Source organism: Longimicrobium terrae (genome assembly GCF_014202995.1).
GTDB classification, from domain to species: domain Bacteria; phylum Gemmatimonadota; class Gemmatimonadetes; order Longimicrobiales; family Longimicrobiaceae; genus Longimicrobium; species Longimicrobium terrae.
On sequence record NZ_JACHIA010000025.1, the window covers coordinates 39,507 to 56,665 of the forward strand.

The 17,159-nt window shown below is 68.6% G+C and carries 12 protein-coding genes; 8 read left to right on the forward strand and 4 right to left on the reverse strand.

The genetic code is table 11. From position 1 onward, the window contains the following. Positions 1-342: 342 nt before the first annotated feature. Both HNQ61_RS25205 and HNQ61_RS29930 read right to left on the reverse strand, forming a co-directional pair. Entirely contained in the window at positions 343-675 is a 333-nt protein-coding gene (locus HNQ61_RS25205; RefSeq protein ID WP_170038505.1) for a TM2 domain-containing protein, read from the reverse strand. Further along, entirely contained in the window at positions 609-1,121 is a 513-nt protein-coding gene (locus HNQ61_RS29930) for a DUF2752 domain-containing protein (protein WP_420845255.1), read from the reverse strand. Before HNQ61_RS29930 ends, HNQ61_RS25205 begins: the two co-directional genes overlap by 67 nt. Before the next feature lie 243 nt (positions 1,122-1,364). On the opposite strand from HNQ61_RS29930, the gene carB reads away from it, so the two are divergent. The 3 genes from carB (at position 1,365) to HNQ61_RS25225 (ending at position 6,044) form a co-directional block, all read left to right on the forward strand. Beyond that, positions 1,365-4,604, forward strand: a complete 3,240-nt coding sequence (gene carB, locus HNQ61_RS25215; RefSeq protein ID WP_170038501.1) for a carbamoyl-phosphate synthase large subunit — start codon at positions 1,365-1,367, stop codon at positions 4,602-4,604. A gap of 545 nt (positions 4,605-5,149) precedes the next feature. Further along, positions 5,150-5,641 carry an SRPBCC family protein gene (locus tag HNQ61_RS25220; RefSeq protein ID WP_170038492.1) on the forward strand — a complete coding sequence of 164 codons (492 nt, stop codon included), beginning with the start codon at positions 5,150-5,152 and terminating at the stop codon, positions 5,639-5,641. A gap of 160 nt (positions 5,642-5,801) precedes the next feature. Next, positions 5,802-6,044, forward strand: coding sequence for a hypothetical protein (locus HNQ61_RS25225; RefSeq protein ID WP_170038490.1), 243 nt, complete (start codon positions 5,802-5,804; stop codon positions 6,042-6,044). 3 nt (positions 6,045-6,047) lie between these two features. Here HNQ61_RS25225 and HNQ61_RS25230 read toward each other — a convergent pair whose 3' ends face one another. Next, entirely contained in the window at positions 6,048-7,826 is a 1,779-nt protein-coding gene (locus tag HNQ61_RS25230; RefSeq protein ID WP_170038488.1) for a DUF885 domain-containing protein, read from the reverse strand. Between the two features lie 240 nt (positions 7,827-8,066). Between HNQ61_RS25230 and HNQ61_RS25235 the strand changes: the two genes are divergently transcribed. Continuing rightward, positions 8,067-8,306, forward strand: a complete 240-nt coding sequence (locus tag HNQ61_RS25235) for a DUF4235 domain-containing protein (RefSeq protein WP_170038486.1) — start codon at positions 8,067-8,069, stop codon at positions 8,304-8,306. A gap of 171 nt (positions 8,307-8,477) precedes the next feature. Beyond that, positions 8,478-8,687: a CsbD family protein gene (locus tag HNQ61_RS25240; RefSeq protein WP_221305282.1), complete on the forward strand. Its 210-nt coding sequence runs from the start codon at positions 8,478-8,480 to the stop codon at positions 8,685-8,687. Positions 8,688-9,218: 531 nt separating this feature from the next. Here HNQ61_RS25240 and ytxJ read toward each other — a convergent pair. Next, on the reverse strand, positions 9,219-9,536 hold the full coding sequence (gene ytxJ / locus HNQ61_RS25245) for a bacillithiol system redox-active protein YtxJ (RefSeq protein ID WP_170038484.1): 318 nt from the start codon (positions 9,534-9,536) through the stop codon (positions 9,219-9,221). A 510-nt stretch (positions 9,537-10,046) separates the two neighbouring features. On the opposite strand from ytxJ, the gene HNQ61_RS25250 reads away from it, so the two are divergent. The 3 genes from HNQ61_RS25250 (at position 10,047) to HNQ61_RS25260 (ending at position 17,149) form a co-directional block, all read left to right on the forward strand. Next, positions 10,047-12,185, forward strand: coding sequence for an FG-GAP-like repeat-containing protein (locus tag HNQ61_RS25250; protein ID WP_170038482.1), 2,139 nt, complete (start codon positions 10,047-10,049; stop codon positions 12,183-12,185). Positions 12,186-12,546: 361 nt separating this feature from the next. Next, positions 12,547-14,685: an FG-GAP-like repeat-containing protein gene (locus tag HNQ61_RS25255; RefSeq protein ID WP_170038480.1), complete on the forward strand. Its 2,139-nt coding sequence runs from the start codon at positions 12,547-12,549 to the stop codon at positions 14,683-14,685. Positions 14,686-15,043: 358 nt separating this feature from the next. Next, complete coding sequence (locus HNQ61_RS25260; RefSeq protein WP_170038478.1) at positions 15,044-17,149, forward strand: FG-GAP-like repeat-containing protein; 2,106 nt, start codon at positions 15,044-15,046, stop codon at positions 17,147-17,149. Positions 17,150-17,159 lie beyond the last annotated feature (10 nt).

A 17,159-nucleotide genomic window follows, 5' to 3' on the forward strand; every position in this document is an offset into this window, starting at 1 on the left:
CGCTGGATGAGCGCGGGTCCGACAAAGACCGGGTACAACCTAACGAATTCACGCGAATCCACCATGTGGGGCTCGCCTCCTGCTCTGCATCTGCTCAGCACCCGCTCTTCTTCCCTCAGCGGCGTAGCCGTCCCATATTCCCGCCCCGACCGACAGCTTGTTCGGCACCCGCGCGCCGGCCCGTTCCTCACCGGAACCGGCCGGCGCTCGCACAGCGCCCGCGGCTCGGTGGAGGGTGAGGCGGGCCGCGGGGATGGCGACTCCTACTGGTCGATGAAACAAAGCTGGCCGCCACACCCAACCGGGCGTGGCGGCCAGCTTTGTTTTGTAGCAGGCGGCGCGTTAGCTGCCGGACGGGAGCGTGGCCGCCGAGTGCCCCACACTGAGGGCGTCGATGATCTCCTTGGCCTTCTGCCGGTTGTAGTCGTCGGCGCGGGAGGAGGCGGTGAAGACGTCGATCAGCCACCAGATGCCGCACAGCCCGCCGGTGATGAGCTTTACGACCCCCAGCCCGATGTCGCCCAGCCAGATCCGGTCATACAGAAAGAGCGCCAGGATCGTGGCGGTCCCGCGGTCCTTTTTTTCCGAGCCGAACTGCGATTGAAAGATCAGCTTCTTGGAGTCGTCGAGATTCTTGACGAGTTGCGCGAGTTCCGCGGCGCCGAGTTCAGCCATGATGTGCCTTTCAGAATGGTGGGTGCGAATACTTGAATGAATGACCAGATCGCGATCGCCCAGAGCGGAAGCACCAGCCAGTTCATGGCGAGCGCCTCGCGGATGGAGCCACGCAGGAACAACGCGTTCGCTCGTGAAAGCCCGCAACCGGGGCAGGGAAACCCGAGCAGAAGGCGCCACAGGCAGGGCAGTGCACCGCCCGCGGCGAAAGGGGTCGCCGCCCAGCCGTACACGATCAGGCCGGGGAGCATGGCCGTGCGGATGGAGAGTGGCGAAACCCTCCGGCCACTGGGCGCATCCAGATGTCTCGGAGGTGCTCGGGCGGCCGGGCACTCCGTCGTGTGACACGCCCCACGCCGCAAGCCGGTGCGAACTCCTGACCCGCGCGGCAGCTGCGCCTGCCCCGGACCTCGGTTGAGCCCTCTTTCTCCCGTTGTGCTGGTCATGACGGAATCCTTCTCTGCTCGGAGACGGGGGCGCGTAAGCGCAGAGGAGAACCGTGTCTTGCGGCCTCATTTCTTTTGTAGGACAGGCGCGTCGCTTTTCACGCCCGACGTCCTTTCCCGGCCCGCATCCTCTCCCTATATTCCCGCCCCGACCGACAGCTTGTTCGGCACCCGCGCGCCGGCCCGTTCCTCACCGGAACCGGCCGGCGCTCGCACAGCGACCACGCCCCACTGTAGCGATAGATGCCCAAGCGCACCGACCTGCAGAGCATCCTGATCCTGGGCTCCGGGCCCATCGTCATCGGCCAGGCGGCCGAATTCGACTATTCGGGCACGCAGGCCGTCCGCGCCCTCAAGGAAGAGGGGTACCGCGTCATCCTGGTCAACAGCAATCCGGCCACGATCATGACGGACCCGGACCTGGCCGACGCCACCTACATCGAGCCCATCACCCCCGAGTGGGTGGAGCGGGTCATCGAAAAGGAAAAGCCCGACGCCATCCTTCCCACGATGGGCGGCCAGACCGCGCTCAACGTCGCCCTGGAACTGCACGACAGCGGGGTCCTGGCCCGCCACGGCGTGGAGCTGATCGGCGCCAAGGCCAAGAGCATCCGCATGGCCGAGGACCGCAGCGAGTTCGCCAAGGCCATGGACCGCATCGGCCTCAAGCTGCCGCACGGCGGGTTTGCGCGGTCGTTCGACGAGGCGCTGCGCATCGTGGAGGACACCGGCTACCCCGCCATCATCCGCCCGAGCTTTACGCTGGGCGGCACCGGCGGCGGCATCGCCTACAACCGCGCGGAGTTCGAGGAGATGATCCGCCGCGGCCTCGATCTCAGCCCCGTGCACGAGGTTCTGATCGACCGCAGCGTCATCGGCTGGAAGGAGTACGAACTCGAGGTCGTGCGCGACGGCGCGGACAACGTCGTCATCATCTGCTCCATCGAGAACGTCGACGCGATGGGCGTGCACACCGGCGACTCGGTGACGGTGGCGCCGGCGCAGACGCTGTCGGACGTGGAATATCAGAAGATGCGCGACGCGGCCATCGCCATCATCCGCGAAATCGGCGTGGAGGCGGGCGGGTGCAACGTGCAGTTCGCGCTCAACCCCGCGAACGGCGAAATGCTGATCGTGGAGATGAACCCGCGCGTGTCGCGCTCCTCGGCGCTGGCGTCAAAGGCGACGGGGTATCCCATCGCCCGCATCGGCGCCAAGCTGGCCGTCGGATACACGCTGGATGAACTGCCGAACGCCATCACCCGCACCACGCCCGCGTCGTTCGAGCCGGTGCTGGACTACGTGGTCGTCAAGTTTCCGCGCTTCGCCTTCGAAAAGTTTCCCGCCGCGGACAGCACGCTGGGCGTGCAGATGAAGGCGGTCGGCGAGTCGATGGCCATCGGCCGGACGTTCAAGCAGGCGTGGCAGAAGGCGATCCGCGCGCTGGAGATCGGCCGCAGCGGGTGGGAAGTCGGCTCGCTCAAGGACGACCGTCTCGACGACGAATCGGTGGAAACGCTGCGCCGCGCCCTGCGCCGCCCCACGCCGGAGCGCGTCTTTCACGTCAAGCGCGCGCTCCTGGCCGGCATGCCGCAGGAGGAAGTGGCGCAGCTGACCGCGTTTGATCCGTGGTTCGTGGCGCAGCTGGCCCAGCTGGTGGATGCGGAGCGCGAGTACGCCGCGCTGGATTCCGTCGACGCGGATGAGATGCGCCGGATGAAGCGCTTCGGCTTCAGCGACGTGCAACTCGCCCGTCTGCGGAGCGAACCGGAAGACGCCGTCCGCGAGCGCCGGTGGGAGATGGGCATCCATCCCGTCTACAACCGCGTGGACACCTGCGCCGGCGAGTTTCCGGCGGAAACTCCGTATCTCTACAGCACCTACGCCGACGAGAACGAGTCCGAGCCGTCCGACCGCAAGAAGGTCGTGATCCTTGGCAGCGGGCCCAACCGCATCGGCCAGGGCGTGGAGTTCGACTACTGCTGCGTGCAAGCCGCGCTGGCGCTGCGCGAGGCCGGGTGGGAAACCATCATGGTCAACAGCAATCCCGAGACGAACTCCACGGACTTCGACATCAGCGACAAGCTGTACTTCGAACCGCTGACGCTGGAAGACGTGATCGAGATCGTCCGGCTGGAAAAGCCGGAAGGCGTCATCGTGCAGCTGGGCGGGCAGACGCCGCTGAAGCTGGCGGAGCCGCTGCAGAAGCTGGGCGTCAAGATCCTCGGCACGTCCGTGGAGGCGATCGACCGCGCCGAAGACCGCGAGCGCTTCGAGGAGCTGGCGCGCGCGCTGGACGTCCGCCAGCCGCCCAACGGCCTCGCCACCAGCCTGGAGCAGGCGACGGAGATCGCGTCGCGCGTCGGCTACCCCGTTCTCGTGCGCCCCAGCTACGTGCTGGGCGGGCGGGGGATGATGATCGTGTACGACGACGCCGGGCTCAAGGAATACTTCCAGACAGCGGTGAGCGTCAGCCACGAGCGCCCCGTGCTCATCGACCGCTTCCTGGAAGACGCGTTCGAGGCGGACGTGGACGCGCTGTGCGACGGCGAGACGGTCGTGATCGCGGGCGTGATGCAGCACATCGAAGAAGCCGGCATCCACTCCGGCGACTCGGCGTGCGTGCTGCCGCCGTACCTGCTGTCGGACGAGGCGGTTGAGGCGATGCGCGAGCACACCCGCCGCTTTGCGCTGGAACTGGGCGTCATCGGCCTGATCAACGTGCAGTACGCCGTGTTCGGGGGCGAGGTGTACGTGATCGAGGTCAACCCGCGCGCCTCGCGCACGGTGCCGTTCGTGAGCAAGGCGACCGGCGTGGCCATCGCCAAGATCGCCGCGCGGCTGATGGGGGGAGAGAAGCTGGCGGACTTCGGGCTGCCGGACTACATCCCGGTCAACGGGGTGGCGGTAAAGGAATCCGTCTTCCCGTTCAACAAGCTGCCCGAGGTCGATCCGCTGCTGGGGCCGGAGATGAAGTCCACGGGCGAGGCCATGGGCTTTGACGACAGCTTCGGGATGGCGTTCGCCAAGGCGCAGATCAGCGCGGGCACCAACCTGCCCAGCACGGGCACGGTGATTCTGACCGTGAACGAGCACGACAAGCAGACGGTTACGCCCATCGCCCGGCGCTTTCACGACATGGGCTTCCGCATTCAGGCCACCAGCGGCACCGCGCGCTACCTGCGCGCCCGCGGCGTGCCGTGTGAGGTGGTGTTCAAGGTGAACGAGGGGCGGCCCAACATGGTGGACCAGATCATTTCGGGCGAGGTGGCGCTGCTGGTGAACACGCCGCTGGGCAAGCAGAGCCAGTACGACGACTACGCCACGCGCCGCGCAGCCATTCAGTACGGCGTGCCGTACATCACCACCATGTCGGCCGCGGCGGCTGCCACGGACGCCATCAGCGCGCTGCGCAGCCGCACGCGCGAGGTGCGCAGCATTCAGGAGCGCACCGGCGCGGGGACGGCCGGCTTCGGCGCATGAAGCCGCACCTGTCCGACACCTCGCCGGACGCGCAGCCCTGACACCTTGGTGTCGGGTTCTGAATCGACGGCGGGCCCGCATCGTGTGATGCGGGCCCGCCGTTTCTTTTCTCTGATCGTGCGCCCGATCGCACGCGCGCACCGCCGGCTGCGCGAGCGGAATGCCCGTACGGCTGCTCTGGTCAGCCCGGGTCCTCTCCGTACGACCTGGTTGGTCAGCGGATCAGGTTGAGGATCGAATCCAGCTTGGACGTATCGACGGTGAGCAGTACGATGATGAGTTCTGCGAGCATGGGAGTACCTTTCATTGAGAGGGTGCGTGGCGCGCGGCCGGAGCGCAGTCTTGAGAGAGGTGGGCTGCGTCTTCAACCGTTTGCACGTCGGGCGCTGAATGGCGCCGATCTCCGGCGTCATCGAGGGCCCGCGACCAAGATGCACGGACAATGGTTCATCACGCAAACTGTCGGGACAGGTGCGTTCGTCACGTGATGACGACGCGCAGTCATTCCGACAACTCGCCAAACGCCAGCCTGCCGCGATTCCATCATGATCGTCATCCACCTCTCCATACAGATCGATGCGCCGGTTGAGCGCGTGTTCGACCTGGCGCGCAGCATCGATTTCCACAGCCGCTCGCTGGCGCACACGGACGAGCAGGCGGTCGCGGGGCGCACGTCGGGGCTGATCGGCCTCGGCGAGACGGTGACGTGGCCCGCGCGGCATCTGGGCGTGCGCCAGCACCTGACCGCGCAGATCACCGCGTTCGACCGTCCGAAGTTCTTTCAGGACACGATGGTGCACGGCGCCTTCGCGTGGATGCAGCATGACCACGCGTTCGCGCCCGGCCCGCGCGGCGGCACCGTGATGCGCGATGTGCTTCGGTTCGCCGCGCCGCTCGGTGTCCTGGGCCGCATCGCCGAACGCGCCCTGCTGCGGCGCTACATGACGCGCTTTCTGCAGGTGCGCAACGCGGAGTTGAAGCGCGTCGCAGAGTCCGATCGGTGGCGGGAATTTCTTGTCACGGAGGCGTCGGCGTAACCCTGCGCGACAGCGTTCCCTGTGCCAGCGGTGGCGGGAGATATTGATTGTGCGTGGCGCGACGTCCGGCCATATTTGCGGAAGCAATGTGGACGGACTACCCACCACGACATCTGCTGATGCTGACCGTCAAGGAAGCCTTTTCACGGCGCGAAACTGGGTGATTGGCGAGCACCCGGAAGGCGGGTTGAACGATCTCCGGCTTGAGGAGGTGGAATTATCTGATGGTGAGCAGACATGGCACATCACTCTCGGCTGGCTGGAATCCGCCGTGCACGAGCGCGCGTCGGCCGCCGCGCCGCACCGCGAAGTTCACGCATCGCCGCGAGTGTACAGAACCATCGATGTGGATGCCGGTTCAGGCGTGGTGAAAGCCATGCACATCCGGAGTCTGGCGGCCTGACCATCACACCCCGCGGCGGTCCGCGATCCAGCGGCGCACGCGGGCGCGGAGCATGGGGAGGGGCATGGCGCCCTCGGCGAGCACCACATCATGGAACGCGCGCAGGTCGAAGCGGTCGCCCAGCGCGGCGCGGGCTTCGTCGCGCATGGCCATGATCTCCAGGTACCCGGTCATGTACGTCACGATCTGCCCCGGCGTGGCGGCGTGCCGGTCGGCGTAACTCTCTGCCTGCGCACGCGGGCGGGCGGAGATGGCCATCATGGAATCCACCGCGGCCGCGCGGGACAGCCCGAACGCGTGCATGGACGGATCGATCTCCATCCCCACCAGCGCGTCGGTGAGGTGGGCCAGCAGCCCCGAGCGGAGCAGATCGTCATCCACCATCCCGGACTCCCAGGCCAGGCGCTCGGCGTACATGCCCCAGCCCTCCACCAGCCCGCCCGTGCCGGAGCCGAGCAGGCGCAGGACCGGGTGCTGGCCGGGGCGTTCGCCGGTCCACACGATCTGCAGGTGGTGCCCCGGCCAGGCCTCGTGCGTCACGGACGAGGAGATGTCCATGCGCGGGCTGCCCTCCGCGCCGAACAGGTTGAGGACGTACGTTCCCGGACGCGAGCCGTCCACCGCGGGCGCTTCGTACCACGCCGGCGGGCGCGAGCGCTCCGACCACTCGGGCGCGGCCTCCAGCACCAGCGAGTCCGGCGGCACGCGCGAGAACGCGGCCGGAAGCTGTCCGTGGATGCGGGCGATCAGCGCTCGCGTGGCCTCCATCTTGGCCTCGCGCGTGGCGAACAGGAACCGCGGATCCGTCCGCAGCGTCTCGCGCGCCCGGCGCAGCTCCGTTTCGCCGGTCAGCCGCCCGGCGATGGCGAGCAGTTCCGACTCCATCCCGGCCCTCGCCGTCCGCGCGCGGGCGACCATCTCCTCGGGCGCGACGTCCACGGAGGTGAGGGCGCGCACGGTGGCGCGGTAGCACGCGGCGCCGTTGGGGAGCGCAGACAGCCCGGCCTGGGCGCGGGCGCGCGGCAGGTACTCCGTTTCCACGAACGCCAGGTAGCGCCGCAGGGCGGGGTACACGCTGCCCCGCAGTTCGGCGCGCCATTCCTGGACGAAGGTGGCGTCCGCATCGCGCCGCGCGGGGCTCCAGAACGGCGAGTTCTCCACGGAATCGGGGAGCATTCCACGCACCTGTTCCGCCACGCGCAGCACGTTGTCGCGCGGCGCGGCGTACCCCGCCGCCAGCCCGGCGCGGACATTGGCGATCTCCACGTCCACAAAGCGCGGGAGGTCTCGCCAGCGGGCCAGTGCCGCGGCGCGGTTCGCGGGGGAGCCTACCGGCTGGCGGGCGGCGGCGGTGGCCAGACCCAGGTGCCAGCCAAAGATCTGGTCCATGCCGCCCCACAGTTCGCGCCGGCAGACGCGCTCGCCGGCCGCGGCCTCCAGGTGCTCGGCCAGCATGCCGTGGGTCAGCCACTCCGGCGTGCCCCAGAGCGCGTCGGCGTTTACGCGCCGCAGTCGCGCCAGCCAGTCGTCCTGCCGCTGCTCCCACGCGCGCAGCGGGGCGGGGGAGCGGTCCGGCCACCGGTCCGGCGGCGTGGCGTCGCCCACCTCGGCGGCAACCGCGGGGTCACGCACCACCGACGCGCGGAGGAACTCGTCCGCCACCGCGCGCACTTCCGCGGCACCGGCGGGCGTGGTCTGCGCCGCGAGCGGCCGCGCGGGAACCAGGGCGAGGGCCAGGAGCAGCGAGGCGGCGAGCTGGACGGGGATGTTGCGGGCGATCATGGGACGGAAGGGCGGAGTAGGCGGATGGCGAACCGCGGGGCATCATCATTATGCCGAGGGGCGGTCGTCGCGCAAACGGTCAATCGACCGAGGTGGCGTACGATGCTGGACCGACGTTCGCCTGGCCTGACAACGGGGACCATCCGCACGGGCTCTGGCGAGGGATCGTGCGCGGCTGGCCCGGCTCCTGCACGCCGGTCACCGCCTGGGAACATCGCAAACCCGATGCAGGAGGGACGGATGGGCAAGCTGGGAGGCAAGCTGATGTGGGCCATCGCGGGAACGGCCGCCAACAAGATGGCGCGCAGCTACACGCGTTCCGCGCTGCACCGCGATGACGGCGCGCCCCGGCTGCCCCGCAAGGCACGCCGCCAGGACGGCATGGGGATGATGCTGGGCTGGGCGGTCGCCACGGGGGTGATCCTGGCCATCGCCGACGTGCTCACCGAGCAGGGCAAGGACTCCGCCCACGCCCGCTGAACCCGCGCGCCAGACGACGGCGGCTGCATCCCGACGGGGTGCGGCCGCTTCTTTGTCCAGGTACCCTGATCGCGGGCAAGCGGTGGCACAGCAGCAAGTTGTCTGCCTCCGGAAACGCGGTACGCCTCTTGCTTTTCTCTCCTGCGACGACGGAAACGACCTCAAAGGGAGATGACGACCATGGACGAGCGCAATCTGACCGACCGCGGTCTCGACAACAATCTCACCGGCAAGCTCAAGGATCTGGGCGGCAAGGTGAAGGACGCGGTGGGTGGCCTTACCGGCGACACCAGCCTGCAGGCCGAGGGCAAGGGCGACCAGCTCGAGGGCAAGCTGCAGGACAAGCTTGGCGACGTACAGCGCGGCATCGACAAGCTCTAATCCGCCGTTAACCGCCAGCAGCAACGAGCGCGGCGGCCTTCGGGCCGCCGCGCTCTTTTGTTGTGCCTCATTTGGTGATCGCGCCGGGCCGGCCCGAGAGTGGCCCCCGTTCGGGTCGGCACCACCGGCCGGGCGGCGGGTTCGGTGTGCGTCGGCCGACGTGACGTGCGCGCGTAGTCCGCTAGAGCGAATGAATCCGCCGCTCCAGAAGCGGTAAGCCCCCGAACCGGCCGCTGGCGCGTCCGGTTCGGGGCTTCAACTGCATGTGCGGCGGCAAGGCTCGACGCGCGTAGCATTGTTGGCTCGGCGACGAGCAGATCCTTCGCTGGCGCCAGGTGCCTGCGCGGCGGATGGTCCGGCCGGTTCCTCCTCTTGAGCGGCGGTTTAATTCGCTCAACGGGAATGCGGCTCGGATGCGGGTGTGTCGCGCCCTCGACAGTCTCTTCCTCACGTCCAACCCGAGATACGAGACGGGTTCCATCCCCGATCGCGGATGGAACCCGTCTCAACTTCCCGCCCGCCGATCACCAATCAGGCGAGCTGTTCTTCCAAGTCCTTGGCGCGCACGTCAAAGTGCGTGGCGGTGTACCCCGTCTTGCCATTGCGCAGCACGATCACCTGCGGCGACTCATGCTCGATCCCCGTCTTTTCCGCCACGTACACGCTGGCTTCGGGCGCCTGGTGCACGTCCAGGCGGTACACGGGCGCATCCGGCTGGCGCTCCAGGAACGCTTCCATCTCGCCGCGCGCGTTGGCGCTGATGGGGCACGTCATGCTGTACTTGAAAAGGATGGCGGTGTCGGCGCTCAGCGCCTCGTCCACGTCCTGAGTCGTCGCGATCTGCTTCATCCTGCCCTCCAGTAGGTTACCCCGGGGACGGCGCACCCGGCCGGGCGCCGCCAATGAGCCCGCGCAGGCGCAATCCGCATACCGTCTCCCGCGGCCCGGGCGCCGCGCCCCCGCGGCTCCGCCCCGGCCCGCCGCCTCGCGCGGGCCACCTCGCGCGGGCCGCTGGAGCGATCGAGGGTGGGGCGCGCACGTCCCAATCCCCCGCTCCGGCTTGTTCGCGCCCCGCTTCGGACAGCTTATCCCGTCATCACACCGCCGATCCGTCATCAAAACATCGCCCGCCTTGAAGATGTCATGAAAGGGTACGCACCCTGAGCGGTACCGTGTGGTTCATATCAAGCGTTGCAGTGGTTTGTGAGACCTACTCCGCACGTGATGTCCACTGGGGCGCGGCCGCAGGGGAGAGCCGGCGGGCTGCGAAGAGACGTGCTGTGCAACGGGTTGACGTTGCAGGCCGGGCCCGCGTTCTTTCAATGCTGAACAGGACCGCCCACCTATCCAGGAATGCCCATGAAATGGCCCCGCCTTCTGGTCGCCCTGCCGCTGCTGGCCGCATGCGAGCGGCAGATCACCACGCCCGAGCAGACGCCCTTCGAGTCTGACCTGATGGAAGTCGGCCCGGCGACGACGGATCTGCTTCAGCCCGGTCCGCGCGTGCCCACGCTGGAGCGCGACGGGCTGATGTCGGCCACCGCCGCGCCGGTGATGACGACGGGGCCCAACCCGGACCTGCTGTGGCGCCGGAGTGTGAGCGGCGAGAACACGGTCTGGCGGATGAAGGACACCACGTACACCGGTTCCGCCATCGGCCTGCCGACCGCGGCGGCCGCGTGGGAAGTGGGCGGCGTGGCGGACTTCAACCGCGACCGGCGGCCGGACATCCTGTGGCGGCGCGGGTCCACGTCCAGCAACGTGATCTGGATCCTGAACGGCGCGGGCGGCGTGGCGGACATCGTCGCGCTCCCGACCTCCGCGCCGGAGTGGAAGATGGCGGGCGCGGGCGACTTCAACCGCGACGGCTCTCCCGACATCCTGTGGCGCCGCCCGTCCACCTCCAGTGTCGTGCTCTGGATGATGAACGGCGCGACGCTGGTTGACATCGTGGCGCTCCCTGCGCTGGACAGCACGTGGTCCGTCGGCGGCATCGCGGACATGACGGGCGACGGCTTCCCCGACATCCTCACCCGCAAGGTGAGCACGGGGACCAACGTCCTGTGGCGGATGAACGGCGTGCAGAAGGCGGAAGAGATCACGCTCGCTCCACTGGCCTGGCCGTGGGTGCTGGCGGGCGCGGGCGACTTCAACGATGACGGCAAGGCGGACCTGGTGTGGCGCCATCCCACGTCGCGCAAATCCGTGATCTGGTTGATGAACGGCACCACCTACACCGGCGTGTACAGCTATCTGCCGGAAGTACATCCCGAGTGGTCCATCGTGGGCGTGGCCGACTTCGATCCGCCGCCGCCCGTGCCGTCGTCCGTGACGGCGACCGCGGTGAGCGGAAGCCGCGTGGACGTGGCGTGGGCGGATTCGTCGGCGCTGGAGACGGAGTTCCGGGTGGAAGTGCGCGCGGGCTCGTCCACCACGTGGACTCTGCTGGCCACCGTGCCCGCGAACACGACGACGTACTCGCACACCAACGCCGTCGTGAACGTGCAGTACAGCTACCGTGTCACCGCCTGCGACGGTAGCGCCTGCTCCGCGCCCTCCATGATCGCGACGGCGACGCCCCCGGTGTCCGCGCCGACCGCCACCACGGGCAGCCCGTATCTGGTGGGGACGACGAGCGGCGTGAGCGGAACCGCCGTGCCGAATGGCTTGGCGACCGTGGGCTGGCTGGAACTGGATGACAACGCGGGGATGACCAGCCCGGCCTCGTCCGACACGGCCAGCCTGGGATCGGCGTCGGCGCAGCAGACGCTGTCGCGCTCGTTCGCCGGGCTGACGGTGGGTGGCACCTACTACTACCGCATCGTGGCGCGGAACAGCGCCGGGACGACCTACGGCCAGACCCGGAGTTTCGTGATCGTGGTGCCGCCGGCGCCCGTGGGGCTGAACGCGACGTTCATCACCAGCGCACTGGCGAACTCGGTGGACTGGACGCTGCCCGCCAACTACGGCGTTCCCCAGTCCCTCGAGGGCTTCCGCATCGAGCGCCGGCGCAGCGACGAGACCACGTGGACGACCCGTGACTGGACGGATCCGGCGTTCTGCGGCACCATCAGCAATGGCCACTGCGGCGACTACAGCATCAACATTCGAACGCCCACCACGTACTTCTACCGGGTGCAGGTCTGCAACAACGTCGGCTGCGGTCCGTGGGCGGAAACCAGCGTGACCACGCAGGAGTTCGCGGCTCCCAGCAATCTGGTCGCCACCGCGGGCGCGCGCAGGGTCACGCTCACCTGGCAGGACAACACCGACGCCGAGCGCGCGTACGTGATCAGCCGCCGCTCCGAGGCGGACTCCACCTGGCAGAGGATCGGCAGGACGGACGCCAACAACACCGTGTACGGCGACACCAACGTGACGCCGGGCGTGCGCTACTACTACCGGGTCTACGGGTCTACCTCCACCGAACGGGGGGAGACCTTCTACTACTACGCCACGACGCCCTTCTCCAACGAGGCCACGGCGGTTCCGTACTGATCGAAAGCCGCCATCCGCCGCGCGGCAAGATGAAGCGTGCCGGGTAGATGGGGATGAACATGGAAAGCGGAGCCGGGCAACCGGCTCCGCTTTTTCGTGCAGATGACTATCGGCAGCGTGTCGTGAAAAGGACGCGTCTGCGCCGGTGGACCATCCCGTCGCAACCGGCGGGCGCGGCGTGACTCGCGGTTCCGTGCGCCGCCGCGATGCGTCGCGGACCCGCGATGTCCGCTGGGTGTCGGACGCCCAATCGGAGTCCGCCGGGGGCAGGGATGCGAACGCTGCAACCGCTTGACGTTGCAGGGGATTACCGCGTTCTTTCAGCGTTCCGCCATGCCGTCCCACCCGTTCTGAACGATCCATGAAATGGCCCCGCCTTCTGGTCGCCCTGCCGCTGCTGGCCGCATGCGAGCGGCAGATCACCACGCCCGAGCAGACGCCCTTTGAGTCTGACCTGATGGAAGTCGGCCCGCTGACGACGGATCTGCTTCAGCCCGGTCCGCGCGTGCCCACGCTGGAGCGCGACGGGCTGATGTCGGCCACCGCCGCGCCGGTGATGACCACGGGGCCCAACCCGGACCTGCTGTGGCGCCGCAGCGTCAGCGGCGAGAACACGGTCTGGCGGATGAAGGACACCACGTACACCGGTTCCGCCATCGGCCTGCCCAGCGCGGCGACGGCGTGGGAAGTGGGCGGCGTGGCGGACTTCAACCGCGACCGGCGGCCGGATATCCTGTGGCGGCGCGCGTCCACCTCCAGCAACGTCATCTGGATCCTGAATGGCGCGGGCGGCGTGGCGGACATCGTCGCGCTCCCGACCTCCGCGCCGGAGTGGAAGATGGCGGGCGCGGGCGACTTCAACCGCGACGGCTCGCCCGACATCCTGTGGCGCCGCCCGTCCACATCCAGCGTGGTTCTGTGGATGATGAACGGCGCGACGCTCACCGACATCGTGGCGCTCCCCGCGCTGGATAGTACATGGTCCGTCGGCGGCATCGCGGACATGACGGGCGATGGATTTCCCGACATCCTCACCCGCAAGGTGAGCACGGGGACCAACGTGCTGTGGCGGATGAACGGCGTGCAGAAGGCGGAAGAGATCACGCTGGCGCCGCTGGCCTGGCCGTGGATTCTGGCCGGCGCCGGCGACTTTACGGACGACGGCAAGGCGGACCTGGTGTGGCGCCACCCCACGTCGCGCAAGAGCGTGATCTGGGTGATGAACGGCACCACGTACACCGGCGTCTACACCTACCTGCCGGAAGTGCACCCCGAGTGGTCCATCGTGGGCGTGGCCGACTTCGATCCGCCTCCCCCCGTGCCGTCGTCCGTGACGGCGACCGCGGTGAGCGGAAGCCGCGTGGACCTGGCGTGGGCGGATTCGTCGGCGCTGGAGACGGAGTTCCGGGTGGAGGTGCGGGCGGGCTCGTCCACCACGTGGACCCTGCTGGCCACGCTGCCGGCCAACACGACGACGTTCTCGCACACGAACACCGTGGTGAACGTGCAGTACAGCTACCGCGTGATCGCGTGCGACGGCAGTGCCTGCTCCGCGCCCTCCGCCATTGTGTCGGCGACGCCGGGCCAGTCCGCACCCACCGCCGACACGGGGATCGTCACCGCGCTGGGGACCACCACCACTGTGTCCGGCAGTGCCGTGCCGAACGGCCTGCCGACCGTCGGCTGGCTGGAACTGGATGACAACGCGGGATTCACCAGCCCGGCTTCGTCGGACACGGCCAGCCTGGGTTCGGCGTCGGCGCCCAAGGGGATCGAGCGCTCGTTCAGCGGCCTGACGGTGGGCGGCACCTACTACTTCCGCATGGTGGCGCGGAACAGCGCGGGGACGACCTACGGCTCGGCGCGCAGCTTCGTGGTCGCCGCGCCGCCCGCGCCCGTGGGGCTGAACGCGACGTTCATCACCAGCAGCCTGGCCAACTCGGTGGACTGGACGTTCCCGGACAACTACGGAATCTCCTACTCCGTCGACGGGTTCCGCATTGAGCGCCGGCGCAGCGACGAAACCACGTGGACGACCCGTGACTGGCGGGAACCGGCGTTCTGCGGCAGCGCCGGCAACGGGCACTGCGGCGATTACGACATCAACGTGCGGACGCCCACCACGTACGTCTACCGCGTGCAGCTGTGCAACGGCGTGGGCTGCGGTCCCTGGGCGGAGACCAGCGTGACCACCCAGGTGTTCGCGGCGCCCACCAACCTGGTCGCGACGGCCGGGGCTGGAAAGGTGACGCTCACCTGGCAGGACAACACCTCCAGCGAAGACTCGTACCGGATCTCGCGCCGCTCCGAGGCGGATTCGGTGTGGCACAGCATCAACGAGGTGGACCCCAACGTCACCACGGTGACGGATAACAGCGTAACGCCGGGCGTGCGCTACGAGTACCGGGTTGAGGCTTTTGCGTCCAGCGGCACCATGAGCAGCGGGTTCAAGTACCAGTACTCGGACTATTCCAACGTGGCCACGGCCGTTCCGTACTGACCGGCCTCGCCGTCCCCCGCGGGAAACCGCGCGCCGGGTGGGTGGGATGAACATTGAAAGCGGAGCCGGGGCAACCCGGCTCCGCTTTTTCATCGGGGATTATTCCTTCCCCGTTTGGTCGTAAAATGATGTTCGTAACGGGATGAACAGTCGTTGCGCACACGGGATGGCGCGGCGCCGCTCGCGGCCGGTTACGCGGTGACAATGCCCGCCCAGGCCGGGATGTCCGCTGGGGATCGGAGCGTGCGGCGCGCTTCCATCGGCAGAAGCGGGCGGAACCCTGCAACCGCTTGACGTTGCAGCGGTTCGGCGCGTTCTTTCAAGCTGTACGGTACGGATCACCCCTCCCAGGACGCCCATGAAATGGACCCGCCTTCTGGCCGCCACGGCGCTTCTCGCCGCGTGCGACCGGCAGATCACTGATTCGCCGCAGGCCGTTCCCGGCTCGGACCTGATGGAAGTGGGGCCGCTGACCACGGACATCCTGCGGCCCGGCCCGGTGCCGGCGCAGTCGTCCATGGTGGTGACCGCCGCCCCGCCGAGCGCCGGCGCGGCCGCCATCGCGCCCATCCCCACCAGCGGCCCGCACACGGACATCCTGTGGCGCCGCACCGTCAGCGGCGAGAACTTGGTCTGGCGGATGAACGGCGTGACCTACAACGGGTCTAGCGTCAGCCTTCCGACCGCCGCCAGCAACTGGGAAGTAGGCGGCATCGCGGACTTCAACCGCGACGCGCGGCCCGACATTCTGTGGCGCCGCCCGTCCACGTCCAGCAACGTGATCTGGATGATGAACGGCCTGTCCAGCGTGGGCGACATCGTGGCGCTGCCCACCGCCGCGCCCGAGTGGAAGATGGCGGGCGCGGGCGACTTTGACCGCGACGGCTCGCCCGACATCCTGTGGCGCCGCCCGTCCACATCCAGCGTGGTTCTGTGGATGATGAACGGCACCACGCTGCGGGACATCGTCGCGCTCCCCGCGCTGGACAGCACGTGGACGGTCGGCGGCATCGCGGACATGACGGGCGACGGCAAGCTGGACATCGTCATCCGCCGGCAGAGCACGGGCGCCAATGCGGTGTGGCAGATGAACGGCGTGCAGCGCACGGGCGAGATCGCGCTGCGGCCGGTGACCGGCGCCTGGGTGCTGGGCGGCGTGGCGGACTTTACCCGCGACGGCAACGCGGACCTGGTGTGGCGCCACCCCACGTCGCGCGATGTGGTGATCTGGGCCATGAAGCGCACCTCGTACACCGAGGGCGACCAGGCCAACCTGCCGTCGGTGCACCCGGAGTGGTCCATCGCGGGCGTGGCCGACTTCGATCCGCCGCCGCCCCCGCCCGCCGGGCTCACCGCCACGCCGGACGTGGGCAGCCGCATCAACCTGGCGTGGCAGGACCGCGGCACGCTGGAAACGTCGTACCGGGTGGAGTCCCGCGCGGGGACGGCCACCACGTGGACGCTGCTGGCCACGCTGCCGGAGAACACCACGACGTACGCGCATACGGGCGTGGTCGTCGGCGTGCCGTACACCTACCGTATCGTGGCCTGCAACCCCACGGGGTGCGGCGATCCGTCGCCCACCGCCACGGCGGTGACCTCGGCCTCCGCGCCCACGGCGACCACCTCGACCCCGGTGTACGAGCTGAACGCCGAGGTCGTTACGCCCGGCGGCAACGTCGTCGCCAACGGGCTGTCGACCACGGCGTGGGTGGAGCTGGATGACAACGCGGGAATGACCAGCCCCGCAAGCTCCGACACCGTATTTGCCGGCTCCACCAGCACGCCTGTCTTTGTCGCGCGGCCGTTCTTTGGGTTGACGGTGGGTGCGACGTACCACTACCGCATCGTCGCCCGCAACGCCGCGGGAACCACCTACGGAGCGGTGCAGACCTTCACGGTGTCCCCGCCGCCGGCCCCGATCGACCTGGCCGCCACCTTTACGCCGAACACGGTGGTCTCGCTCACCTGGAAGCTGCCGGCCAACTGGTACACCAAGTACGCGAAGGTGGAGTCCCGGACCACGCCGGACGGTGCGTGGACGCCCGTGTTCTGCAACGTGACCAGCAGCGAGCGGTGCATCGACCCCGACGTCAACACCAACACCCCGACCACGGTCTGGTACCGGGTGCAGCTCTGCAATGACCTGGGCTGCGGGCCATTTGCGGAGACGAGCGTGACCACGCAGGTGTTCGCGCGGCCCACCGATCTGGTGGCCACGGCGGGGCCGGGGCGGGTGACGCTGTCGTGGACGGACAACAGCCCGAACGAAACGTACTTCGCCGCCGAGCGCCGGTCCGAGTTCGAGACGGCGTGGAAGTTCGTAGGCCTTTCCGCGGGGCGCGCGGACACCAGCGTGACCGCCGGGGTGCGCTACTACTACCGGGTCCGCGCGGCGATCAACACGGGGTACGGGACCCGCTACTCGGCCGCGTCCAACGAAGCGGACGCCGTGCCGTACTGAGCCGTCGCGC

Excerpts from the sequence above, each read along its gene's own strand:
- HNQ61_RS25260 (WP_170038478.1), top strand. The coding sequence starts at position 15,044 with ATGAAATGGACCCGCCTTCTGGCCGCCACGGCGCTTCTCGCCGCGTGC.
- HNQ61_RS25255 (WP_170038480.1), top strand. The coding sequence starts at position 12,547 with ATGAAATGGCCCCGCCTTCTGGTCGCCCTGCCGCTGCTGGCCGCATGC.
- HNQ61_RS25250 (WP_170038482.1), top strand. The coding sequence starts at position 10,047 with ATGAAATGGCCCCGCCTTCTGGTCGCCCTGCCGCTGCTGGCCGCATGC.
- carB (WP_170038501.1), top strand. The coding sequence starts at position 1,365 with ATGCCCAAGCGCACCGACCTGCAGAGCATCCTGATCCTGGGCTCCGGG.
- HNQ61_RS25220 (WP_170038492.1), top strand. The coding sequence starts at position 5,150 with ATGATCGTCATCCACCTCTCCATACAGATCGATGCGCCGGTTGAGCGC.
- HNQ61_RS25235 (WP_170038486.1), top strand. The coding sequence starts at position 8,067 with ATGGGCAAGCTGGGAGGCAAGCTGATGTGGGCCATCGCGGGAACGGCC.
- HNQ61_RS29930 (WP_420845255.1), bottom strand. The coding sequence starts at position 1,121 with ATGACCAGCACAACGGGAGAAAGAGGGCTCAACCGAGGTCCGGGGCAG.
- HNQ61_RS25205 (WP_170038505.1), bottom strand. The coding sequence starts at position 675 with ATGGCTGAACTCGGCGCCGCGGAACTCGCGCAACTCGTCAAGAATCTC.
- HNQ61_RS25240 (WP_221305282.1), top strand. The coding sequence starts at position 8,478 with ATGACGACCATGGACGAGCGCAATCTGACCGACCGCGGTCTCGACAAC.
- HNQ61_RS25230 (WP_170038488.1), bottom strand. The coding sequence starts at position 7,826 with ATGATCGCCCGCAACATCCCCGTCCAGCTCGCCGCCTCGCTGCTCCTG.
- ytxJ (WP_170038484.1), bottom strand. The coding sequence starts at position 9,536 with ATGAAGCAGATCGCGACGACTCAGGACGTGGACGAGGCGCTGAGCGCC.